General features: G+C 38.3%; 22 protein-coding genes. 9 read left to right on the top strand and 13 right to left on the bottom strand.

Annotation, left to right across the window (positions count from 1 at the left end; all coding sequences use genetic code 11):
- Positions 1-3: 3 nt before the first annotated feature.
- The 4 genes from QUE09_RS10330 to imuA are packed head-to-tail and all read right to left on the bottom strand — an operon-like array spanning position 4 to position 5,576.
- The gene (locus QUE09_RS10330) at positions 4-399 is read right to left on the bottom strand and encodes a hypothetical protein (RefSeq protein WP_286232678.1); all 396 of its coding nucleotides are present in this window, start codon (positions 397-399) and stop codon (positions 4-6) included.
- Entirely contained in the window at positions 399-3,473 is a 3,075-nt protein-coding gene (locus QUE09_RS10325; RefSeq protein WP_286232677.1) for an error-prone DNA polymerase, read from the bottom strand. The genes QUE09_RS10330 and QUE09_RS10325 overlap by 1 nt, the downstream gene beginning before the upstream one ends.
- The gene (locus QUE09_RS10320) at positions 3,473-4,894 is read right to left on the bottom strand and encodes a Y-family DNA polymerase (RefSeq protein ID WP_286232676.1); all 1,422 of its coding nucleotides are present in this window, start codon (positions 4,892-4,894) and stop codon (positions 3,473-3,475) included. Before QUE09_RS10320 ends, QUE09_RS10325 begins: the two co-directional genes overlap by 1 nt.
- 1 nt (position 4,895) lies before the next feature.
- Positions 4,896-5,576: a translesion DNA synthesis-associated protein ImuA gene (gene imuA / locus QUE09_RS10315; RefSeq protein WP_286232675.1), complete on the bottom strand. Its 681-nt coding sequence runs from the start codon at positions 5,574-5,576 to the stop codon at positions 4,896-4,898.
- Positions 5,577-5,676: 100 nt separating this feature from the next.
- Here imuA and QUE09_RS10310 point away from each other — a divergent pair, with 100 nt between their 5' ends.
- Positions 5,677-6,447 (top strand): SOS response-associated peptidase family protein, encoded by a 771-nt coding sequence (locus tag QUE09_RS10310; protein WP_350226377.1) that lies wholly within the window; start codon positions 5,677-5,679, stop codon positions 6,445-6,447.
- Between the two features lie 158 nt (positions 6,448-6,605).
- On the opposite strand, the gene QUE09_RS10305 is transcribed toward QUE09_RS10310, so the two are convergent.
- From QUE09_RS10305 to QUE09_RS10290, 4 genes are all read right to left on the bottom strand, one after another.
- Positions 6,606-7,097 (bottom strand): hypothetical protein, encoded by a 492-nt coding sequence (locus QUE09_RS10305; RefSeq protein WP_286232674.1) that lies wholly within the window; start codon positions 7,095-7,097, stop codon positions 6,606-6,608.
- Positions 7,098-7,327: 230 nt separating this feature from the next.
- Positions 7,328-7,945, bottom strand: coding sequence for a PEP-CTERM sorting domain-containing protein (locus tag QUE09_RS10300; protein WP_286232673.1), 618 nt, complete (start codon positions 7,943-7,945; stop codon positions 7,328-7,330).
- 323 nt (positions 7,946-8,268) lie between these two features.
- The gene (locus QUE09_RS10295; RefSeq protein ID WP_286232672.1) at positions 8,269-9,084 is read right to left on the bottom strand and encodes a hypothetical protein; all 816 of its coding nucleotides are present in this window, start codon (positions 9,082-9,084) and stop codon (positions 8,269-8,271) included.
- Positions 9,085-9,343: 259 nt separating this feature from the next.
- Positions 9,344-10,093 (bottom strand): substrate-binding periplasmic protein, encoded by a 750-nt coding sequence (locus QUE09_RS10290; RefSeq protein WP_286232671.1) that lies wholly within the window; start codon positions 10,091-10,093, stop codon positions 9,344-9,346.
- A 158-nt stretch (positions 10,094-10,251) separates the two neighbouring features.
- Between QUE09_RS10290 and QUE09_RS10285 the strand changes: the two genes are divergently transcribed.
- Positions 10,252-10,509 carry a DUF2999 family protein gene (locus QUE09_RS10285; RefSeq protein WP_286232670.1) on the top strand — a complete coding sequence of 86 codons (258 nt, stop codon included), beginning with the start codon at positions 10,252-10,254 and terminating at the stop codon, positions 10,507-10,509.
- 42 nt (positions 10,510-10,551) lie between these two features.
- On the opposite strand, the gene QUE09_RS10280 is transcribed toward QUE09_RS10285, so the two are convergent.
- Complete coding sequence (locus tag QUE09_RS10280; RefSeq protein WP_286232669.1) at positions 10,552-11,133, bottom strand: uracil-DNA glycosylase family protein; 582 nt, start codon at positions 11,131-11,133, stop codon at positions 10,552-10,554.
- A 49-nt stretch (positions 11,134-11,182) separates the two neighbouring features.
- Here QUE09_RS10280 and QUE09_RS10275 point away from each other — a divergent pair, with 49 nt between their 5' ends.
- The 7 genes from QUE09_RS10275 (at position 11,183) to QUE09_RS10245 (ending at position 18,085) form a co-directional block, all read left to right on the top strand.
- Positions 11,183-11,548, top strand: coding sequence for a Rieske 2Fe-2S domain-containing protein (locus QUE09_RS10275; RefSeq protein ID WP_286232668.1), 366 nt, complete (start codon positions 11,183-11,185; stop codon positions 11,546-11,548).
- Between the two features lie 315 nt (positions 11,549-11,863).
- Positions 11,864-12,058: a hypothetical protein gene (locus tag QUE09_RS10270; RefSeq protein WP_286232667.1), complete on the top strand. Its 195-nt coding sequence runs from the start codon at positions 11,864-11,866 to the stop codon at positions 12,056-12,058.
- Positions 12,059-12,116: 58 nt separating this feature from the next.
- Positions 12,117-12,881, top strand: coding sequence for a DUF1835 domain-containing protein (locus QUE09_RS10265; RefSeq protein ID WP_286232666.1), 765 nt, complete (start codon positions 12,117-12,119; stop codon positions 12,879-12,881).
- A gap of 197 nt (positions 12,882-13,078) precedes the next feature.
- On the top strand, positions 13,079-14,296 hold the full coding sequence (locus QUE09_RS10260; RefSeq protein WP_286232665.1) for a lytic murein transglycosylase: 1,218 nt from the start codon (positions 13,079-13,081) through the stop codon (positions 14,294-14,296).
- A 530-nt stretch (positions 14,297-14,826) separates the two neighbouring features.
- Positions 14,827-16,500: a glutamine--tRNA ligase gene (gene glnS / locus QUE09_RS10255; protein WP_286232664.1), complete on the top strand. Its 1,674-nt coding sequence runs from the start codon at positions 14,827-14,829 to the stop codon at positions 16,498-16,500.
- 97 nt (positions 16,501-16,597) lie between these two features.
- The gene (locus QUE09_RS10250) at positions 16,598-17,542 is read left to right on the top strand and encodes a Gfo/Idh/MocA family protein (RefSeq protein WP_286232663.1); all 945 of its coding nucleotides are present in this window, start codon (positions 16,598-16,600) and stop codon (positions 17,540-17,542) included.
- A gap of 291 nt (positions 17,543-17,833) precedes the next feature.
- Positions 17,834-18,085: a hypothetical protein gene (locus QUE09_RS10245; protein ID WP_286232662.1), complete on the top strand. Its 252-nt coding sequence runs from the start codon at positions 17,834-17,836 to the stop codon at positions 18,083-18,085.
- Positions 18,086-18,195: 110 nt separating this feature from the next.
- Here the strand turns inward: QUE09_RS10245 and trpA are convergent, their stop codons facing one another.
- The 4 genes from trpA to trpD are packed head-to-tail and all read right to left on the bottom strand — an operon-like array spanning position 18,196 to position 22,642.
- Positions 18,196-19,026 carry a tryptophan synthase subunit alpha gene (trpA, locus tag QUE09_RS10240; protein ID WP_286232661.1) on the bottom strand — a complete coding sequence of 277 codons (831 nt, stop codon included), beginning with the start codon at positions 19,024-19,026 and terminating at the stop codon, positions 18,196-18,198.
- A 2-nt stretch (positions 19,027-19,028) separates the two neighbouring features.
- Positions 19,029-20,234: a tryptophan synthase subunit beta gene (gene trpB, locus QUE09_RS10235; protein WP_286232660.1), complete on the bottom strand. Its 1,206-nt coding sequence runs from the start codon at positions 20,232-20,234 to the stop codon at positions 19,029-19,031.
- A 1-nt stretch (position 20,235) separates the two neighbouring features.
- A complete protein-coding gene (gene trpCF, locus QUE09_RS10230; RefSeq protein ID WP_286232659.1) occupies positions 20,236-21,627 on the bottom strand; it encodes a bifunctional indole-3-glycerol-phosphate synthase TrpC/phosphoribosylanthranilate isomerase TrpF in 1,392 nt (463 codons plus the stop codon).
- A complete protein-coding gene (gene trpD / locus QUE09_RS10225; RefSeq protein ID WP_286232658.1) occupies positions 21,620-22,642 on the bottom strand; it encodes an anthranilate phosphoribosyltransferase in 1,023 nt (340 codons plus the stop codon). Before trpD ends, trpCF begins: the two co-directional genes overlap by 8 nt.
- Positions 22,643-22,650 lie beyond the last annotated feature (8 nt).

Below are 22,650 nucleotides of genomic sequence, written 5' to 3'. Positions count from 1 at the left end.
CAATTAAAACAATATATCTATCGAGTTAATCTCGCCAATTGCATCTCGATTTATTGCCGTCTGTCTTTCTTCTTCGTTTAGTATACCTACAAAGGGGGTTCGTCGGCGAAGTTTTCTCATTTTTGGTGTATCTTCTGTCATTGCTTGAATAAATACACTCGGCTGATCAATGAGCTCTAGTATGCTGTACCAGTTTATAAAGTGCCCATAGCTAATCTTTCCTTCATTTCTTTGGGTTTCTAATCGGCTTTTTACTTGTTCCGCAAGAGACAAATTTGCCAGTAATTTATCAGCAATTACTTTGTGTATTGCCGTAATTTGCCGATCAATATACTCGTCTTTTATACCTGTTTTCTTGATCGAATACGGTTTTCTACGTTTTTGTTGTTTATTATACATTAATGAAAGTCTCTTGATGTTATATTCAAATGAGTGAGTTCATGCGTTAAATCAATTAACTTGCCAGCAATAACGTGTATAACGTCACCGTCTCGTTCTAGTACCCCTTTAACCATTAGCATTCGTGCTGTCATGTAGGCTTGCTTTTGTGAACGCGATGTTGCTGACCACACAACAACATTGATATTGCCTGTATCATCTTCTAGTGTCATAAAAGTTACGCCCGATGCTGTACCAGGAGCTTGTTTTCCTGTTACAACGCCAGCAACCGTTACCAGAGCTTTATGTTGTTTTGTTGTTAATTCAGCCATGCGAGTGAACGCTTTTAGTTTTCCAGCTTCATCCATTAGCGTGATCGGATGCTTATTTAACGTTAACCCGATTGATGCGTAATCTTCCTTTAAGGAGGCTAGTTCATCAGGTACAAAATTAAATGTTTCTTGTGTAGAAGGCGTTTGATTAGCAAATAAGGGCATTTCACCTTCACTATCCATAATTTGCCAACGAGCAGTATAACGATTATCTGACATGGTATGAAAAGCATCAGCACTTGCAAGTTGCTCTATGGCGTAACGGTTAATGTTAAGTCTTTTAAGTTCATTTATCATGGTAAAGCCTTTAAGAGGACGATGTTTTAGTAAGACATCTGCTGCTTGCTTAGAAAAGCCTTTTATAATGCGTAAACCTAAACGTATTGCTTTGTTATGTTGATAATCAACAATACAATGATCATAATCAGAATGGTTTATACATACGGGTAATACAACAATATTATGGCGCTTTGCATCTTGTATAAGTTGCGAAGCTGAATAAAAGCCCATAGGAAGGCTATTAAGTAACGCGGTATAAAAAAGCGCAGGGTAATAATATTTAAGCCAAGCTGAAACGTAAGCAAGCACTGCGAAAGAGGCAGAATGACTTTCAGGAAAACCATATTCACCAAATCCGAGAATTTGATTAAAGATTTGTTCAGCAAATGCGGTGTCATAACCTTTTGCTTGCATGCCATTAATAAGTTTGGCTTTAAATGGCAGTAACTTCCCATTTTTTTTCCAACTTGCCATTGCACGGCGAAGTTGATCCGCTTCCCCACCGGTGAAACCTGCTGCAACCATTGCAAGTTTTATTACCTGCTCTTGAAATATGGGGACGCCTAGTGTGCGCGACAATACTGCTTTTACTTCTTCGGATGGATACTCGATAGGCTCAATACCATCACGTCTTTTTAAGAAAGGGTGTACCATTTCTCCTTGTATAGGGCCGGGACGCACAATGGCAATTTGAATCACTAAGTCATAATAATTTTTAGGCTTTAGCCTTGGTAACATGCTCATTTGCGCGCGAGATTCAATTTGAAATAGGCCAACTGTATCGGCTTTTTGTATCATGTTATAAACGTTTGGATCATCTTTCTTACGGGTAATGTCAGCAATACTGAGTTCACGTTGATTATGCTTTTTAATCAAGGTAAAACATTTTCTTATTGCACTGAGCATACCTAAAGCAAGTACATCAACTTTAAGTAGACCTAACGATTCTAAGTCATCTTTATCCCATTGAATAACCGTGCGTTCTTCCATGCTCGCATTCTCGACGGGTACTAATTCATACAAAGGACCTGCTGAAATAACAAAACCGCCTACATGTTGAGATAGATGACGAGGAAAGCCTTTTATTTCGTTAACTAGTTCTATGAACTGCTGTCCTTTGAGCGAGTCAGGTTGTAAACCTAATTCGATTAATTGTGATTGCCAATCTAGCCCGCTATCACGGCGATTGATATTTTTTATAAAAAATTCAAGTTGCGTAATATGTATGCCGAGTGCCTTGCCTACTTCACGGATAGCACTTTTTAATCGGTAAGTGACCACGGTAGCAGCTATGGCAGTACGTTCTCTTCCATACTTTTGATAAATGTATTGAATGACTTCTTCACGGCGTTCATGTTCAAAGTCAACATCAATGTCGGGGGGCTCATCTCGTTCTTTACTAATAAATCGTTCAAAAAGTACGTTGATTTGCCGAGGGTCAACAGAGGTGATCCCTAAGCAATAACATACTATTGAGTTTGCAGCTGAGCCTCTTCCTTGAAAGAGTATACCTTCGCGCATTGCAAACATGACGATATCGTGAATTGTGAGGAAGTAGTAAGGGTAATTTAGCGCTTCAATTAAGGCTAACTCTTTGTCGATAGTGTTTTGAATGCCCTGGTTGATACCTTCAGGAAATCGCTTTTTAATGCCGTGATTGACGAGTTCTCGTAAATAATCCATGGGTTTTTTATTGCTGGGAACAAGCTCTGTTGGGTATTCATAACATAATGTTTGCAAGTTAAAGTGACAACGTGCAGATAATAACAACGTTTCATCTAGCCATTGTTTATTAAAAAGTTTAGTAAGTTTTGGTATTGATCTTAGTGAACGCTCTGCATTAGAAAGCTTTTCGTACCCTAAGGTCTCGACAGTTGTTCTTGCTTTGATCGCTGTTAATATGTGTTGTAAAGCTTGTCGGTTAGCATGATGAAAAAGTACGCCACCACATGCTGTAATCGGTAAATTAAAGTTCTGAGATAATGTCGTGCAATGTTGAATATATGATCGGTCATTATTAAGTAGTCGCCTTTGCACGCCTAACCATAGTCGCGAGTGGTGGTATTTTTTTAGCCATTCTCCCCAATGTTGATCACTGGTGTGCTCGGATGGTAACCAAATAATCAAACAGTATTTGAGTGACATAAGATCCCATTCTTGGAGGTTGTATTTCCCCTTATTACCACGTCTTCGTGCATTTGTAATAACGCGGCATAATTCTGCATAGGCTTTACGACAAGGACAAAGTAGCACTACTTGCAATGTTTTACCAAGCCTAAACATACTACCGACAATGAGCTTTATCGCTAAATTGTGCTCTTTAATTGCAGTATGCGCTCTAACGACACCTGCAACTGAACATTCGTCTGTGATAGCAATGGCTTGATAGCCAAGAAAGTGAGCTTGTACTACTAGTTCTTCTGGATGAGAAGCGCCTTGTAAAAAGGAGAAGTTACTTTGACAAAACAGTTCACTATAAGCCATTAACTAAATACTCCATGAACAAACCAACGCTTATTTTTATCCTTGTATAGCCATAGCCATTTTCCTTGTGTTGTTCGGGCAATGAAGTAATCTCTTGCTACTTGGTACTCATCCCACCAACCAGTAACGATGCGTTCAGGGTAGGGAAGCAAGGTTACTTGCTCTCTTAGTGGCAAAGGAGAAGGTAATAGTATGCTAGGTCGTAATGTCTGTTTGATATTAATATCAGTACTCTTAGTGGTTAACTGTTTCTGTAAAGGAGAGCAAAGCTGATTGGCTATTTCGGGCCTATAATCTTCTTCGAGGTTAATACCTTTTACGCTATGTTGACCTAATTTAGCAATGAGCATTGCTATGAGTTCTTTTGAAGTGTACTTACCTTGAGGACCATAAAAAAGGTCTGTACCTTGTGCATATTTACTGATCGTGCGCTTTGTTTTGACGGTTAAACCAATAACAGGTGCTGATAGTATTGAAGACTCAAGACTCAGTTTCGTTAATTGTAACCACTTGTCTGCTTTATACTCTCCTTGAATTGCTGATATACATAACGTTAATTCTTCGGCGTCTCGTTGCTGAAGTAACAGTTCAATTTCAGTGGCCAATTTATCCTTTAATGTCAAATAACGTTCGAGTAGGCGGTAGAGTTTTAATATCGGTTTTTCTAATCGGTTACTACTTGATACTTCGTAATAGAGTTCTAAATATTGTTCGAAGCTTTCGGGAGGAATATAAAAATGTACCTGATGCTGAGTATTACCTTTTAGTTGGGCAACATAATTAACCACCTCAACATCAAAGCGCTTAGCGAGTGAACTGAGTGGAAGTGCTAATAAGTGAGAGAAGTGCGTTACTCCAACCTTTTGTAATCTCATTCGTGTGTTAGTAGCTAGATCTGAACTTGATAAAGGCTGTTTTTTTATTTGTTTTAGTAGCCACGCTTTGTCATCAGTAATATGATTTATCTGCTGCTTTGCTAAGATTTTTGCCATGTGCGGTGAGTAACCAGTGGCATAGCAATAATTAAAGGGGAGTCGATTTAAGTGTTGAGATAGCGTTTGCCAGTAACAGTCTAAGTTTTGATGTAAGGTCAACATATTATTGACTCGAAGGAGCAAGCCTTTTGGTGGGCATAATGCAATATCTGCTGTCACTGAATACAGCCATTTTGCGATACGTGTTAAGGTTCGCTTCTCTAACGTTTGATCGTAGGATTTAACGTGTAATCGACTACACAGTGAAGATGCGGTGCCTAAACCCATACCCACTTGTAGCCCCTCTGTACGAGCTGATGAATTTAGCTGAACAATTTCATTTTTATTCTCATCGATAATACTTAATGGCAAAGCTGGTTTTTCTTTGTGTAAGTACATTGCATCTAACTGTAGTGTAGGAAAATAAAGATAAAGCCATAAAGTCATATTAACTCACCTTTACCTTGGGAAATGGTACTAAATTATTTGGTAATGGCTGTAGCGTTAGCATTGGCCAGTACTTTTCCATGTTGATAATAAACTTATCCGAAGGCCAGCCACCTTTACGCTTGTTTATACAAGCTATTAAACCTTGAGGGTGAGGTTTTAAAGATAGACTTAACTCTACGGGTAATGACAAAGATTCTTGTTTGTTGGTACGCAAAATAAACTGATGACTATTGCCAGCTTCGCTAGCAATTTGTAAGCGTTTTATTTGGTGCATTGCTAATGATTTATCGAACCACATCACTACACTATGACAAACGCCACTACGAAGGCATTGCTCTGCAGTCCACAAAGCGTCTTGGTGTTTATCTGGATATACGAGTAAAAAGTTCTGGAGATCAAAACCTTGAGTTACCAACATTTGCGGACTAATTAACCCACGAGGGGCAATAAACACGACTAATCGTTGTTCTTCAATTGCATATTTAAGTGTTGGTAATAGTAATCGCAGTTCGCCAATGCCTTCCATGCTCCTTATTTCAGTAACACCTTGTAAGAAACCACCATCAAGGTGTTGATCCAATTCTTCAAAGCCTGTTGATTGTTTTTTTTGTGCTGGCGTTTTGATTGAACCTTGCCAAACCAAATGCTGATGTTGGAGTAATTCAATTAATTCATTCATAATAATACCTGTATTTATATACAGTATAAATGAAAGGTGGCGATTTTCTAGCACAAATTTGATAAATTTTAAGACAATTCGTTTTTCTTTATGAAAGTAATTGAATTTATTATTAAAAAATTACTTAGTATTTTTATCCTTACTTGCTTTTGGAGGCGTAATGTGTGGTCGATTAAATATTACAGATGATCAGTTTGTTTTGGCGTTGATAAAACAATTAGGTGTTGATTTAAATTTATCTCCTGTGCAACCCAAGCGCTTTGTACGCGCGGCGAGCCCTGTGCAAGTTATTGTTCAACAACAGGCACAACGTTATATGAAACAAGCGCTATGGTGGCTGTTACTAGAACCATCAAACAATGGCTTTAAACCTTCTAGATATACTAGCTTTAATACACGTTATGATAAGTTGAATGTACCTAGAACAGCCGGTTATCAACCATTTAGACAGTCTCGTTGTATTATTGTTGCTAAAGGCTTCGGTGAAACAGAATTTATACAACAAGGAAGTAGAAAAGTACCTCAACATTATTATGATATGACCGCGGTTAATGGTGCTATCGCATTTGGTGGTTTGTATAAAGAGTATGTGTGTAAAGAAACAGGGGAAGTGACTATTGGCTGCAGTATTATTACATTACCCGCTCACGAAAAACTTAAACGGATTCATACAAAAGCAAGCCCACTGATGTTACCGCAAGATACAATAACACTTGATGCATGGTTAGATCCTAACTATCAAGACGTACAAGCGTTTACACACTTACTTAAACCCGCGATTAGACAAGATTTATCTGCAGTAAAAATTGATAAACCCAGTACCTTTAAAGCGGTGGCAGATCCTATTTTTATTGAAGCCGATGCATACTAGCTTTTATGTTTATGTGTAATATTCGTAAAATATAATTGCTTGTTGGCTTTGTTTTCATGTTGCTTGCGATAACAAGTTATATCATTATTTTATGAAAAATAGATGCAGGGAATGCGACGTTAACCAAAAGGGTAAGATGCGATATGAGCGCCTATATCTTAGCTTGTTAACTTTTCATCTTGATGAAAGCTACGTTTAGCAAGTTCTTTTTGTGCAAGGCTTTCTTCAATGATTTTCTCTTTCATTTTTTCTAACTCTTCAAGCGCTTTTTGTTTTTGTTCTGGACTAAGATTTTCGTTATTTGCTATTTCTTTCATCATGGCTTCAATTTCTTCGAGTTTCTCACGATCAATACCCAATCTTTTATCCAAAATGCTTTGCATCATTTCATTGAAACGTTGAGATTTAGGTGACAATGAATCTTCTGAGGTACCTAGTGCTTCTGGTCTTGACGAAGATTTGCTTGGTTTGTCGTAGGTGTTAGCAACATTAGTTGTTTCTTGTCCTGCTAATTTATCTTGTGCTTCTTTTGAGAGTGTAACGGTATCTTGTGATACTGGCGTATTAATTGGTTTTGATAAATCTACAAATGTTGCCCCGCTTTGCCTTGCAAAGGTAACTATGTCGGCGTAATTGTTGTTGATAAGCATGTTTCGTGTCCTTACGTATTAATTCGTCAGTCATAAGTGTCATGTATTTACTCGGTAAAGTGCATGCATAAAGCAAGCCATAAAACTTTACTTTGTATATGCTGTTTTATAAGGGAAAGCGATTAATTGACTTATATGAATTTCATTTAAAAGGGCAATAATTGCCGTTTGTGGAAATTACGGCAACAAAAAAGGCCGCATTAGCGACCTTCGAATATATACTATGTTAGCTACTTTTTCACTGAAAGCTTAGTTCTTGCTGCTAAGCCAACTAAACCTAATGCAAAGATAATAAAAGTGCCTGGTTCCGGTACTTGCGTACAAGGTACACCCGGTGTTGGATTACAGCCGCCAGTATTACCGCCTTGGCCATCATCAACAATTAACACAGATTTTGCTAAGGTGACAAGCCAGCCTTCACTATTAGCATCAATATCCATTTTAACTTGAAGCCCAGCATTTACTTGATCGTTTGCCCAAGCGTAACCAGAAAGATCAAATTGTGTAAATTCCCAAGAATCATTAATACCTGTTAATGAGCCTAAGCTTATAAATGCATTACCATCCCAAACACTAATATTGTCAACTTCGTCTGGTGAATCAACATCATATGCAGAAATATCTAAAGTAATTGAAGTGAAAGTACCTGCGATACCGTTATGCATCCAACCCCAGTCTTCACCAGCACCTCTATAGTAAGGTGAATTATCTTTGTTGCTGTCTACATCAACAAAATATTCTGTTGCGGTATTGCTTGAGTGGTCTTGTTCATCAATGATGAGTGTCGCGGCGGCATTTAGTGAAATCATTCCTGATACTGCTAAAATTAATGTTCTAACTAACTTCATATTGTTCTCCATTACACCTGTTGGTAGTTATTGTTCAATACAGCGACTTAACGCTTAACGTACTGTAGTTCTTAATTTGGATTAACTTTAGCACTAATAATGCCATTTTAATTTTTTTCTTTATATTCAGTTGATTAGGTTGGTTTTTTGCCTGGGCTAACTAATTGTATTGGAAAAGTGTAAAAAAAACAGACAGTAAATTAACTGTCTGTTTTTTTATGTAAATCAAGCTAAAAATAGATAGATCAAATAAGGCAAGCCAGGCAGGCATAAGATGCCTTAACTTGCTTAAATTAATGGTGCATTTAATTACATATCACTCATTAAACAGTACGGTGAAAGAAGCGTAATGTTAAAAGCGCTATCGTAAATATAAAAATTGTCGATGGCTCAGGCACTTCTGTGGCCTCAAAATCAAAGGTTTTGTCAAAGTTTCCAACATTGATATTTACATTATCGACATAGCTAGTAACGCCTTGATTATACGTACCAATACCTATAGCTACATTAACAAGGGATGCACCTTCAAAATCAATATTAGCAGCTGTACGTGTATCAGCTAAGCTAATACAGCCAACTGAACCGCAGCCGCCAGCACCACTTGCTAATCCGAAACCACCTGTATTCCAAAAATTGCCTACATTGAGATCTATTTGCACATTTTGCCATTGCTCATCAACGAGTTGACTATTGAAGTAAGGTTCAAATATGAGTTGGAAATAGCAATCTCCGAGGCAGTTACTTTTATAAAAACCGAGTTTTAATGCAGGAGCAGCAAAATTGTTACCACTAGGATCATTTGTACGATAATAGTCATAAGAAAATGATAGATCCTGATTGAAAATATCTGAAACCAAGCCAAAGTCATTGCTTATTCCTACTTCTGCTTTATCATTATTTGCTAAACCAGTCGTTAACATTAATGCATCATTACCAAGCGGAGCATTTGACTCTAGATTACCGCCTAGCCCTGTTAGGCTGACGATATTGGCTGTACCGCCATCCCTCATATCACCATATTTCCATACATCTAAACCACTACTTTCGATAGTGTCTACAGGAGTGATGATACTAGCACTCGCATTGATAGCGAATAACGATAAAAGGGTGAAGCCCAATATTTGTTTTATGTATTGCACAGTATATTCCTTATTGATTGTTATTAAACGTGATGCATAGTTGCGTTACCGCTTCTTACAACCAAGCTAAATCAATAAAGCAATATTAATTCCATTAAGAAAAAGTGTTATAAAATCAGTTGGTTAAATTTTTCTCTATCAAGGTAGGGAGAGTGAATGTAAAATAATTGGACAATTGCACAATAAATATAAAATTGACCTAACGATTAAAATAGATAAGTTTAAATTTGCTAACTTATAGCTTCACTTTATGACGTGTTTAATCGCCAATGAGTTGATATTTATGTCTTAATTGTCGATATTGTTCAGTGCTTAAAAATATTTCTAATTGCTGATTAAAGTCGTTTAACAAACGACTATTTTTAAAGGCTGCACTGTAGTGTGTTTTTGGAAAAATTTGGTGAATAGCTAAATTTGTAAAGTCTTCACTTGGATAAAGTTTTTGTAAATAATAATTAAAGATATTTAAGTCCATGATAATCACATCGACACGCTCTTTAAACAGCATTTCCAATTGAATTTTTTGTTTTGCAATTTGAATATATACAGGGCTCACCTCAGCAGCTTTTGCAAATTCGTTGCCTAAAACTTTATGGGCAGATTGAAACGTTGCTAGGGAATGGTTTTTAAGATCTTTAATGGTATTGATAACAAAGTTATTCTTATTCAACGAAATAGCAACGTTTTGATAAGTGATATAGGGTTTTGAAAGATATGCTTTATTTTTAATAATAAAGTCATTTACCGTTAATATCATATCAATATCATGTTCTTTTAACATACGCTCTGAACGACCAAAAGGTACGTAAATAAATTCGGGTGATTTATTTTGTTGCGCTAATACATTTTCAATAAGCTCTAGCTCAAAACCTGAGTTTAAATCAGCAATAACGTAAGGGGGTTTAGTTAGACCTACCACGACATTTAGTGATTCTTTCGCTGATACAGAAAGCGAAATAAACAATGAGAGTGTGAAGAGGAGTGTCTTGGTAAAAATCGTCAAACGCATTTGAATATCCAAATATACTCGATAACTGTATTGTAATGAGGAATTTAATAATTCGCTAGCTTTAGCTCGCAAAGAATTAAAGAACGTTAATCAAAAGTTTTTCTTTCAATAAATTCACTTTATAATCGGTGTCATTGAAATTATGTATAGAGACGGTTATGAACCCTATTATCCAGTTACTAAAAGAAGAAAACATTGCTGACGATGAAATAGAATCTATTTTTGTTGAGTTAACGAACAACCCATTAATGGCAATGAATACTATTGCCCAATTGGGTATTGCTCAAGAAAAATTACAAGCAGTTATGATGCAGGTCATGACTAATCCACAACTCATACAAGATGCTGTAGCAGAACTAGGGTTGGACAGTGAAGCACTTGAAAAAGCAAAACAAACGCTTAATCAGTCTCAATAAGTTGCGGCATGCTTGTTTTTCACATGTTACGTAATGTACGTTTTATTGTATGATCGCTTCGACTTTTTGTTGAAGTACGGGTAAAAGTGTTGTTTCGAACCAATGATGTTTCTTAAGCCAAGGGTTATTTCGAGGGCTTGGGTGCGGTAAAACCACAATGTTGTTGTCGAGTAATGTTTGCCATTGGCGCACAAGTTCTGTTAATGAAGTGGTGTTTGACAAATGCCAGTTAGCAGCATGCTTCCCTAGCAAAATGGTTAATTCACAGTTTTTGAGATGTGAAAGCAATTGCTTTCTCCACGTATCAGCACATTGTTTAATTGGCGGTAAATCACCTGACTGTGCCTTTCCTGGGTAACAAAATCCCATAGGTAATATAGAAAAAAACTGTGAATTATACAGTTGTGATGAGGTGATATTTAACCAAGTCATAAGCCTTATACCACTTTGATCTGCAAAAGGTATTTGAGCTTGGTGTGCAGCAGTTCCAGGAGCTTGTCCTGCAATTAAAATTTTACTTTGAGGGTTAAACTGAAGTACAGGGTTGGCACCTAGTGGTAATGAATGGTGGCACAACGCACATTGCGTAATGTTATTCAAAAGGTTGTCCGCAGCATTCGTCATAAGCTTACTTGTTAATAACACCGTAAAATTTGGAAGTACTATAACAATTATGAACAAAGATGCATTAATTCAATATTTCCCAGCAGGAGGTGTTGTAGACCATGATATTGAAATTTTTGATGCCGTTAAACTGTCGTCTAATACTAATAGTGTATGGCGCGCAAATGCAGCATTACCGCCTGCGCATGTCGAAAAGGCCATATTAATCTTTGAATTAGAGGATGGAGAGCACAGGGAATATCGGGCAATTCCTGCAAAATGTCCACACCAAGGAGCGGATCTTTCTAATGATACGCTCAAGAAAGATGGCAATGTTTATTGTCATTTACACAAACGACCAATTTGTGTGTTTAGCGAATATAATTACGCATTTAATGTCGAGAAACGGGGTGATAACTTTGTGATCACCCCTTAGTCACTGTTACAGAAATTGAGTCAAGCTATTTGTCATTTCAGCTCAGTTTAAAATTTCTTCTATTCCTTCTTTTATCAAGACAAACTTTGAAGACTTATAAAATTAGTAATAGATAAAGGTCGCTGGTAAGCCTTGGTATTGCTAATAAAGCTTTTATATTCTGTTGACTATTAACGGTGTAGAAACGCGATCAGGTGTGTTGTAAACGATTGGAAATATAAAAACACATTTTTAGCAACGTTTACCTGTATTTGAACAACGATTTTTGGGGCATTGCTATACTCATTAAGTGAACTTACTATCAGGAGCAACAAAATGGTTTCTTCAATTTCAAATGATAATGGCTTATCGCAAGTATTAAGAGAACAGCAGCAAAAAGCATCGCAAACACAAGAAAAGACTCGTCGAGAGCAATTAGAGATTAAACGACAAGAAGAAAGGCAATCTAGTCAGCCTACGGAGCGTCAGACAGGTGAAACCAAAGGTATTAATATTGATGTTTCTGTCTAACGCGTTGTGTTATGAATCGTGATAAATTGCTGAGATATTTTATTGAGTATAAAAGGTGATGATACACATATTAAACGGTGATGCATTATTGCAGCGTTTTCCTGAATTGATTACAGGAGAGCGGATTGTTGCGCGTGAATGCTTAGTAGATGGAGATCTCGCTGGTAACACTTTCGACGAGTTTATGGTAATTCGCGCCAAGTTTATTGATAATTATCCGCAATGCAGTAAGCAACAATATTTATCAGAGTCTAAACCTGAATTTGCTAAAATAAAAAAGCTGCCTGAAAATAGTGATGTTGTGCTGTGGTTCGAGTTAGATTTATTTTGCCAAGCTAATATGTGGTATGTCCTACATTTATTGCAATCTGTTGGTGTTTCCTCGATTCGCTGGGCTCATCCCAATAAAGGTAACGAGTATAACTTTGCTGGTATGGCAGACGATGATTTGCTTCAGGCATTAAGTCATGCGAAGTTGTTATCTAACGAAGACGTTAATTTCTTTAATTGTTGCTGGCATGCGTTTAAACAACGTGATGTAAATGAATTAACGCAATTAAGAGATTGCATACCTACCAATATTAAATCAGTAATTGCAGCTATCGACGCTGAACTTGCACGACAACCTGATGAACATGGCTTGGGCTATCCAGAACGTGAATTATTGAATATTATGCATCAGGTTGCTGAAAAACATGCGCTAAGTTTTGCTGTTGTCTTTAAAGCGTACTATCAAAAAATGGCGGTTTATAGTTTCGGTGATCTCCAAGTACACCGAATGTACCAACAGCTAAAGCATCAATATTTTCCATCAGTTAAGTAACTAGTTGTGTAATTGAATCGGTGTTTTTGACTATATGAACTCGGTTAATTACGGTGAAAAAAGAGAAGACTGTATAACAAATATACCGTTGATATTAATAGCAACAGCTAAAGTACAAATTTTTGTAAAGCAGCTTTACTCCGATTGGTTAATTGTATAACGTGCAAGGCTCATGGTTTTTAAATTTGGATTTTTCAATGCAGCAATTAATTTCTCTTAAGCTATCCAAATCGCTTATCGGTTTATCAGCATCGTTAGCAATTTTTCATAGCACAGCCAGTGAAATGGAAACTTTTGAACAGTGCCAACAACGGTTTTCAACTCAAGCGAGTCAGCAAGGTTACTCAGAGCGTATTCAGCAAGTTATTCAATCACTCTCGCCTGTTGAACGTGTAATAAAGCTTGATAAAAGCCAACCAGAATTTGCGCAAAGTTTTGCTCAATACGTAGATAAGCGTGTAAGCCAATACCATATAAAGCATGGGCGTAAAATGCTTAAAGAGCATGCAAATTTATTGGCTCGGTTACAGAAAAAATATGGTATAGCCCCCCAATATTTGGTGTCTTTTTGGGGGTTAGAAACGGTATTTGGCCGACACAAAGGCAAGATGTCTATCCTAAACTCTATCGCAACATTAGCCTGTGATAAGAGACGTAAACAATATTTCACGAGTGAATTATTTAATTTGTTTACATTACTCGATAAAAACACTGTTGCTGTTGAGCAGCTTTCAGGCTCATGGGCTGGCGCAATGGGGCATATGCAGTTTATGCCTTCGGCGATGCTAAAGTATGCAATTGATGGCGACGATGATGGCAAAATTGATGTATGGCAAAGTGAAGCGGATGCATTAACGAGTGCTGCAAATTACTTGAGTAAAATAGGGTGGCAACCCTCCGTTCGCTGGGGGCGTGAAGTATTATTGCCTGATAACTTTGATTTCAGTCGTTTTAATTTTGATACACAATACCCGTTAAGTAAGTTTGCTGAGGCAGGTGTAAAGCAAGCCAATGGTCATTCACTGCCAAAGGCCAGTATTAAAGCAGAGTTAGTTTTACCTAATGGTCATAAAGGGCATGCTTTTTTAGTTTATCGAAATTTTGATATCATCATGAAATGGAATTTATCAAAAAATTATGCGCTTTCTGTTGGTATACTTGCCGACAAGTTAGTTGGTGCGCCTGGCGTACAAACGATTAAAGATCCTAAACCATTAAGCTTTAGCCGCAATCAAATGGAAAAACTACAAGCAAAACTTAATGAGATTGGCTTTGAAAGTGGTAAACCCGATGGAATTTGGGGGCCGAATAGCCGTAAAGCTATTAGAGCGTTTCAGTTAAAACATGCGTTAGTCGCTGATGGCTTCCCTAATAAAGAAGTATTTTCGGCATTGGAGTTAGCGGCTGATAGTTAACATAACACGCTAAGGTAATAATGGGAGGATTGCATCGACAATATACTCCCATTTTAACTAAACATGTCGGTGTGACTAAGTACACATTTATATACGCTAGCTTCTAGAGCGTGTTGATCTTTCATGTTTACTTTTGCCGCAATTGGTTTGGTATATATACAAGGCAGCGCTTACGCCGTGTAGTTATTCTACTCTAGTCAAGCGTTAACACAGTAGAAATGCCAAACAGATGCAGCCCGAAGGGTTCAATTAAACGCCTCTTGCTCTTTGTTACATGAGCTAACCATAGAATGACTATGCAATAATTCAAGTGCCACGATCAGAAGGCGTTTAATTTAAACAAAACTCAAACAGCAAAGAGCAACACGCTCTAGTTAATGAAATGTTGTCAAATCCCCATATTGATAGGTTTATGCATACAAGAAAAGAATTTCTTGTATGCAGCATTTTACGCTGTAAGTTCGTAACGCTTTTTGACATAATGCGCGATTAGTTTATCGCTTTTTTAGTTTTTTAAGGATTAACCGTTCATGTCGGAAGTTGAAAGCCGTCCAAGCAACTTTATTCGTCAAATTATTGATGCTGATCTTGATAGTGGCAAGCACACCACTATTCAAACACGTTTTCCGCCTGAGCCTAATGGTTATTTACATATAGGCCATGCAAAATCGATTTGTCTTAATTTTGGATTAGCTAATGATTATCAAGGTCAATGTAATCTGCGCTTTGATGATACTAATCCTGAAAAAGAAGATATTGATTATGTTAATTCGATTAAAAATGATGTTCATTGGTTAGGCTTCGAGTGGGCTGGTGACGTTCGCTATTCTTCTAACTATTTCGACCAACTATATGGTTTTGCCGTAGAATTGATTGAAAAGGGTTTAGCTTATGTTTGTTTCTTAAATAATGAAGAGACACGTGAATATCGTGGTACGCTTAAAGCGCCAGGCAAAAATAGCCCATATCGCGATACTAGCGTTGAAGAAAATCTAGCGTTATTCGATAAAATGAAGCGTGGTGAATTTAAAGAGGGTGAATGTGCATTACGTGCCAAAATAGACATGAGCTCAAGTTTTATGTGTATGCGTGATCCTGTTATTTACCGAATTAAGTTTGCACATCATCATCAGACCGGTGATAAATGGTGTATCTACCCAATGTATGACTTTACGCACTGTATTTCAGATGCGATTGAAAATGTAACTCATTCATTGTGTACACTAGAGTTTCAAGATAATAGGCGCTTATACGATTGGGTAATTGAACATATTACAATTGATGCTGAGCCTCACCAGTATGAGTTTTCTCGTTTAAACCTCGAATATACGGTAATGAGTAAGCGAAAATTAAATGCCTTAGTAGAAGAAAAACTGGTTTCAGGATGGGATGATCCTAGAATGCCAACTATTTCTGCATTACGCCGTAGAGGGTTTACTCCACATTCAATTCGTGAATTTGCTAAACGCATCGGTGTTACTAAGATGGATAACACCGTTGAAATGGGCGTATTAGAAGCTTGCATTCGTGAAGACCTTAATGATAATGCGCCGCGTGCCATGGCCGTGCTTGACCCAATTAAACTTGTTATTGAAAACTATCCAGAAGAACAAGTAGAAGAGCTAACGGTTAAGAATCATCCTAGTGATGAATCGCAAGGCACACGTATCGTGCCTTTTAGCAAAGAATTACTTATCGAATCAGAAGACTTTCGAGAAGAAGCGAATAAAAAATACAAACGTTTGGTATTAGGAAAAGCAGTTCGTTTACGTGGTGCTTATGTGGTTACGGCAACCCGCTGCGATAAAGATGCTGATGGCAATATAACGACGGTTTATTGCTCTTATGATGATAAAACATTAGGTAAAAACCCGGAAGATGGCACTAAGCCTAAAGGTGTTATACATTGGGTGTCAGCTGCTCATGCGCTTGATGCAACAGTGCGTTTGTATGATCGTTTGTTTACGGTGCCAAATCCTGGGGCTGCAGAAGACTTTCATGCAGTGATTAACCCTGAGTCTTTAGTTGTTATTGAACATGCTAAAGTAGAGCCAGCATTAGCGAGTGCTAAGCCTGAATTTGCATATCAGTTTGAACGTCAAGGTTATTTTTGTCTAGATAACAAAGACGCAACAGATGGCAATTTAGTTTTTAACCGCACTGTTGGGTTACGCGATACTTGGGCAAAAATATCAGGTTCGTAATCACGAACGTTTGTTTTTATAAAAAGCGCTACTCTTAGGACAGCGCTTTTTTTGTTTTTGAGTTCGGCAATTCATATCTAAGATACAAAGGAATAACATGTTACAACAGACCTCATCAGTTAAGAAAAACATTGCCTTAATAGGGTTAGGAGATATTGCCAAAAAAGCTTATCTACCTATTGTTGCTGCACATGGTGCTATTGCACCAATACTTGTGACGAGGAACCTTGAAACACTTGATGTGCTGTCAAGAAAGTATCGTATTGATAAAAAATATCAAACACTTAATGAACTGTTTATATCACAACCTGACGCGGCAATGATCCATAGTGCAACGCCGACGCATTTTACAATGGCTAAACAATTGTTGGCGGCAAACATACCAACTTTTGTTGATAAACCATTAAGTTTTGACATAGATGAATGCCGACAACTTGTCACCTTAGCGAGAGAGCAAAACGTTCCCTTGTTTGTGGCTATGAATAGACGTTATGCGCCATTAATTGGCACATTGAAATTAAAAAAGCCTGTTCACGTTAGATGGCAAAAAAACAGAGATAATATTCTATCATCGGCAATTGATACCATTTTCAATGACTTTATTCATGTGGTTGATGGTTTACTGTTTCTTTCAGGGGCTACCTTAACTGAAGCCATAGAAACGCTAACCGTTGATACTTATTTTGTTGGAGAAGCGCTAGGTAATATAAGTATTCGTTTTAGTGCTGCAGGCGCACTATTTGAAGGTAGTATGAATAGAGTAGCAGGCATAAATGAAGAAAGAATTGAGTATTTTTCTGAGCATTGTAAAACAGAAATTGAAAATTTGACCCATGGATACCATGTGCAATCAGGAAAACGCACTCAGCTAGGTTTTTCTGATTGGCAAAGTTATTTGCATACAAGAGGGTTTGAAGACATGTTAGCTGACTGGTTAAGGATGATTGATAATTCTGGGGGAGCGGATCAAACTCACCTCGATAGTGTATTGGCTACACATGAGTTGTGTCAGGTTATTGCGGATAAATCGCGTATTGATTAACGATAATGCTTTATGGAAGGCTGGCATACGATAGTATTTTTTAGAAAAATGTTCGTAGGGGTGTAATAAACCCGGTTGCCGATAGACTAATCGTTTAAATATAACGAGTAATTATTTACGAAAATATCAAAAACAACGTAAGTTAGGGGCAACTTTACTTTGGCCTACGCTTTTTACATCTTTGGCTTCTGCCATTTCTTAAAATGTTGAAAGCCGCTTGTTGGAATTTTTACTCGAGTTGTATTATTTCAAGGTTGTTCTGAATCAAAAGAGATAAAATAAAGGTTTAACATGGAACGAATTGCATATTCAGTTTTTGCTAAGGCTATAGGTACGTGCTTGCTAGTTTGTAGTATTATTTTAGCGTTTAATTTATTGCAAGGTGAACCCGCGGCTATTGTTATGTGGTTGACGCATCAAGCATTACATATTGAAGTTGATTTATACGGTTACTTCGACAAAATGCTCACTGTAGCCTTGATCACGATTATTGCTTATTGTGCAGTTAGAGCATTGTTTTATAATAAAAGCGCTAAAGTATAGGTCTATGGGCCTACCAGATTAGGTGGTAATGATTGCGCTTATTATGCATGTAAATTACTTAGGTTAAAAAGCCAACTAGTTTCACTAGTTGGCTTTTTGCTTTCTAGCCACTATTTAGTTGCTGCTTTCATATCGCTAATAAAATCATGGAGAGCACTTAACATAGTCTTTTTATCATTCAAGTTATTCTCTATCACTTTAACAACCGCGGAGCCGCTTATTGCTCCTCTTGCTCCTGCTTTTAGCGCGTCTTTCACTTGTGATGGTGTTGATATACCAAATCCAATAACAGCTGGTGCAGCTTGATGCTTAGCTAATGTTGTTATCAAGTGTTCAGCTGGCGTACTCGCCTTAGTTTCAGTGCCTGTTACCCCAGCTCTACTTAATACGTAGGTATAGCCTTTACTGTGTTGGGCTACAGCAGCAAGCTTTTCGTCGCTTGCATTAGGTGGAGCGATAAAAATAGGGGCAATGCCTGCAGTATGAGCTGCCTCGACAAACGGTTTGCTTTCCCTTATTGGAAGATCGGCAATTAGTACTGAATCTACACCCGCCTGCGCCATATCCTGATAAAATTTATTTATCCCTCGCGCAAAAACAAGGTTTCCATAAAGTAATAAACCTATGGGGATATCTGGGGCGTAAGCGCGAATTTCAGCTAAAATTTCTATGCAAATATCGGTATTTACGCCTGCAGCTAAAGCACGCTTTGCTGCCTCTTGAATTGTGATACCATCAGCGCTCGGATCTGAGAAGGGAATACCTAATTCGAGTGCATCTGCGCCTGCGTCTATCAATGTTTTAATGATCTTAACGGATAGCTGAGGGGTGGGATCTCCGATAGTCACAAACGGAATAAATGCCCCTTGTTTTTGTTCTGCAAGTGAAGCAAAGCAATTTGTGTAGCGTTGGCCTAGGGTATTTGTTGATACTTGAGTCATCTTTATTGTTCCTCTCCATGTAACACTGTGTGTACATGCGCTAAATCTTTATCACCACGTCCCGATAAATTCACTAAGAAAATTGTTTCTTCGGTTACGTCTTTCGCCATTTTTAGTGCTTGAGCAAGCGCATGCGACGACTCTAACGCCGGTATTATACCTTCTGCTCTGGCTAGTGTTTGAAAGGCCTCTAACGCTTCATCATCGTTAATTGGCACATACTGTGCTCGACCTGTCTCTTTTAAATGCGCATGCTGTGGCCCAACTGCTGGATAATCTAAGCCTGCAGACACAGAGTAGGACTCCTCAATTTGGCCATAATTATCTTGCATAATATAGGTGTAATTGCCGTGTAGCATACCTTTAGTACCAGCAGACAATGTTGCGCCATGCTCATGAGTATCAATACCTTTACCGCCTGCTTCTACGCCAATAATGTTGACACTTTCTTCATGTATAAAGTCGTTAAACATACCTATGGCATTTGAACCGCCTCCGACGCAAGCAATAACGTAATCAGGTAAACGTCCTTCTTGGCTCAATAGTTGTTGCTTTGCTTCTTCGCCAATCATTTTTTGGAAATCTCGAACAATGGTTGGGAAGGGATGTGGGCCCGCTGCTGTGCCCAATAAATAATGTGCGTTGTCGTAATTTGCTGACCAGTCTCGTAGCGCTTCATTAACGGCATCTTTTAGCGTGCCTGCACCAGCGGTTACTGGAATTACTTCCGCCCCCATTAATTTCATTCTAAAAACATTTGGTTGCTGACGTGAACAATCTAATGCGCCCATATATACGCGACATTTTAGCCCTAAGAGTGAACAAGCGATTGCCGTAGCTACACCATGCTGACCAGCGCCTGTTTCAGCAATAATTTCGGTTTTTCCCATGCGTTTTGCAAGTAGTGCTTGCCCAAGTACCTGATTTGTTTTATGTGCACCACCATGCAATAAATCTTCACGTTTAAGATAGATTTTGGCTAATGGATTTGGCGAAACATTTCGCGTTAACGTTAATGGTGTTGGTCTACCCGCGTAGTTCTCCAGTAGGTCGTTAAACTCTTTTATAAACGACTCATCTTGCTGTGACTCGAGATAGGCTTGTTCTAATTGTTCTAAAGCCGGTACCAATAGTTCTCCAACAAACATGCCACCAAATTCACCAAAGTAGGCGGGCAGTGTTGTCTTTTTCTGTGAAATTTTAGTCATGTTAATAATTCCGTATCTGTTTGAAAGTGCGAGTCAATTTTTCTCGACTTTTAATACCCGGTGATGTTTCAACACCTGAGTTGATATCTAGCCCAAAGAGCTCTTGTTGTGTAAGAAGTTGCAATGCCTGTTCAATATTGTCTGGACACAACCCACCGGCCAAAAAGCTATCTGACAATGAAAAATGCGTGTTTTCTAACAACTGCCAATCAAAAGGCTGTCCACTGCCAGGGTTGCTACCGTCTAAGACTAAATGCTCTATGTCTGAATGTTGCATATTGTTTAACGAAGAAGACACTTTGTTGGCACGCCAAATTTGGCAGGTGTCGCCTAATAACGCTTTTAAGTCGCTTATATAGCTGTCGTCTTCACTGCCGTGCAGTTGCACAGCATATAATCCGAGCGACTTTGCTAATGCTGCAACAAATGTAATATCACTGTTGACAAAAACACCGACATAATTCAACAAAGGCGCGTTAGTAACAATATCCTTTGCTTGTTGCTCATCGATAGCCCGAGGCGATTTTTCAGCGAAAATTAATCCTCCATATATGGCGCCTGACTTGGCCGCCTGTTGCGCATCTTCCGCGCTCGTTAAGCCACAGACTTTATTCTCTCCATAAATTAGCTTACGACACGCTAAGTCAATATCATGTTGAGCCATGATAGAACTCCCTACTAAAAAGCCATCAACAGCTGGCGCTAACTCTCTTACCTGTTGATTGGTATAAATACCTGATTCTGAAATAATGATTCGATCATCGGGTATTTTTGGGGCAAAGTCGAAAGTACGAGAAATGTCGGTGGAAAGATCACGTAAGTTACGATTGTTGATGCCAATGAGTTTCGCGTTTAGCGTTACGGCTCTTGCGAGTTCTTCATCGGTAGATACTTCGGTTAACACATTTAAGTGCAGTTTCTCAGCAACCCTTGCAAGCTGCGAGTATTCTTCATCGTTTAGGACGCTAAGCATTAGTAAAATAGCATCAGCACCATAATATCTCGCCAAATAAACTTGGTAAGTATCGATAAAAAAGTCTTTGTTAAGCACAGGGCAACTCACCATTTCTGTAACGGTTTTTAAGTATTCAAAGCTACCCTGAAAGTATTTTTCGTCAGTTAATACTGAAATTGCTGCAGCGTATTTGTCATAGGTACGGCAGATATCTGCCACGTTAAAGTCTTGTCTTATTAACCCTTTTGACGGTGACGCCTTTTTACATTCTAAAATAAAGCTTGCATGTGAGGAACCGTGTTTTCGATCTAGCGCTTGATACATATCTTTTGAGGATGGTGTTAATGTATCAACAAAAGACGCTAACGGTTTTTGCTTCTTTAAGGCGTCAATTTCAATGCGCTTATCGGCAATGATTTTTTCTAATACATTAGCCATTAAGGCAGTCCTCTTGATTTGAAAGTTTTACGAGTTGTTCTAATGTTAATAAACCTTTACCTGAGGCAAGTACTTCACTGGCAATGGTTGCAGCCATGGTTAAATCTTTAGCTTTACCGTGTAAGTAGAGTAAAGCAGCACAATTAATGATCACTGCACTATTATGTGCTGGTTGTCCTTCGCCTGACAGTATTTGTCGTATGATATCTGCGTTTTCTTTTGGTGTGCCACCTTTAATATCATCTAAGGTATAACGACTTAAACCAAAGTCTTCAGGTGTAATGATTTTGTCGATAAGTTGACCATTCGCTATTTCACAAACTTGCGTTTCTCCGTGTAGCGCTATTTCATCAAGGCCACTGCCGTGAACAACCCAACCACGTTCAACACCTGTGAGCTGTAAACTCTTTGCCATCGTGTGAATTAGGCTAGGTGTATACACGCCTAATAACATAACATTTGGCGATGATGGGTTAACTAAAGGGCCTAGAATATTAAACAAAGTACGAATTCCCATTGCTTTACGTACAGGGCCAGCATATTTAAATCCAGGATGATACGCGGGCGCATATAAGAAGCAAAGGTTCGCTTTTTGTAAGCAATTATTCGCCGTTTCAGGCGACATCGTTAAATTTACGCCGAAAGCCTCCAGTAAGTCTGCTGAGCCAGACATGCTCGAAACGCTGCGATTGCCGTGTTTCGCCATTTGAATTCCACATGCAGCCGCTAAAATAGCCGCCGTTGTTGAAATATTGATAGTATTAGCGCCATCTCCTCCGGTGCCTACGCAATCGCTTACTGGTGCGTGTTGTGTCGGGAATGTTGTTGCAAACTCTCGAACTGCAATAGCAGCGCCAGCGATTTCTTCGGGAGTTTCACCTTTAACCTTTAAAGCTGTTAATACCGATGCAAGTAACTCAGCAGATACTTTACCTTGCATCACATCACTAAAAAATGCCTGTGATTGTGTTTGGTTAAGTGCTATACCATCTACAAGTTGTTGTAATACGTTCATTGAGTAAT

Source organism: Thalassotalea sediminis (assembly GCF_030295915.1).
In the GTDB taxonomy this organism is placed as follows: Bacteria; Pseudomonadota; Gammaproteobacteria; order Enterobacterales; family Alteromonadaceae; genus Thalassotalea_C; species Thalassotalea_C sediminis.
This window is presented reverse-complemented; position numbering and strand designations above follow the sequence as displayed.

What these genes read in the sequence shown, in the direction of transcription:
- glnS (WP_286232664.1), top strand. Translation starts at nt 14,827, where the DNA reads ATGTCGGAAGTTGAAAGCCGTCCAAGCAACTTTATTCGTCAAATTATT.
- QUE09_RS10250 (WP_286232663.1), top strand. Translation starts at nt 16,598, where the DNA reads ATGTTACAACAGACCTCATCAGTTAAGAAAAACATTGCCTTAATAGGG.
- trpCF (WP_286232659.1), bottom strand. Translation starts at nt 21,627, where the DNA reads ATGGCTAATGTATTAGAAAAAATCATTGCCGATAAGCGCATTGAAATT.
- QUE09_RS10265 (WP_286232666.1), top strand. Translation starts at nt 12,117, where the DNA reads ATGATACACATATTAAACGGTGATGCATTATTGCAGCGTTTTCCTGAA.
- QUE09_RS10245 (WP_286232662.1), top strand. Translation starts at nt 17,834, where the DNA reads ATGGAACGAATTGCATATTCAGTTTTTGCTAAGGCTATAGGTACGTGC.
- QUE09_RS10300 (WP_286232673.1), bottom strand. Translation starts at nt 7,945, where the DNA reads ATGAAGTTAGTTAGAACATTAATTTTAGCAGTATCAGGAATGATTTCA.
- trpB (WP_286232660.1), bottom strand. Translation starts at nt 20,234, where the DNA reads ATGACTAAAATTTCACAGAAAAAGACAACACTGCCCGCCTACTTTGGT.
- QUE09_RS10260 (WP_286232665.1), top strand. Translation starts at nt 13,079, where the DNA reads ATGCAGCAATTAATTTCTCTTAAGCTATCCAAATCGCTTATCGGTTTA.
- QUE09_RS10290 (WP_286232671.1), bottom strand. Translation starts at nt 10,093, where the DNA reads ATGCGTTTGACGATTTTTACCAAGACACTCCTCTTCACACTCTCATTG.
- QUE09_RS10330 (WP_286232678.1), bottom strand. Translation starts at nt 399, where the DNA reads ATGTATAATAAACAACAAAAACGTAGAAAACCGTATTCGATCAAGAAA.
- QUE09_RS10275 (WP_286232668.1), top strand. Translation starts at nt 11,183, where the DNA reads ATGAACAAAGATGCATTAATTCAATATTTCCCAGCAGGAGGTGTTGTA.
- QUE09_RS10280 (WP_286232669.1), bottom strand. Translation starts at nt 11,133, where the DNA reads ATGACGAATGCTGCGGACAACCTTTTGAATAACATTACGCAATGTGCG.
- imuA (WP_286232675.1), bottom strand. Translation starts at nt 5,576, where the DNA reads ATGAATGAATTAATTGAATTACTCCAACATCAGCATTTGGTTTGGCAA.
- QUE09_RS10305 (WP_286232674.1), bottom strand. Translation starts at nt 7,097, where the DNA reads ATGCTTATCAACAACAATTACGCCGACATAGTTACCTTTGCAAGGCAA.
- QUE09_RS10285 (WP_286232670.1), top strand. Translation starts at nt 10,252, where the DNA reads ATGAACCCTATTATCCAGTTACTAAAAGAAGAAAACATTGCTGACGAT.
- QUE09_RS10270 (WP_286232667.1), top strand. Translation starts at nt 11,864, where the DNA reads ATGGTTTCTTCAATTTCAAATGATAATGGCTTATCGCAAGTATTAAGA.
- trpD (WP_286232658.1), bottom strand. Translation starts at nt 22,642, where the DNA reads ATGAACGTATTACAACAACTTGTAGATGGTATAGCACTTAACCAAACA.
- QUE09_RS10325 (WP_286232677.1), bottom strand. Translation starts at nt 3,473, where the DNA reads ATGGCTTATAGTGAACTGTTTTGTCAAAGTAACTTCTCCTTTTTACAA.
- QUE09_RS10320 (WP_286232676.1), bottom strand. Translation starts at nt 4,894, where the DNA reads ATGACTTTATGGCTTTATCTTTATTTTCCTACACTACAGTTAGATGCA.
- trpA (WP_286232661.1), bottom strand. Translation starts at nt 19,026, where the DNA reads ATGACTCAAGTATCAACAAATACCCTAGGCCAACGCTACACAAATTGC.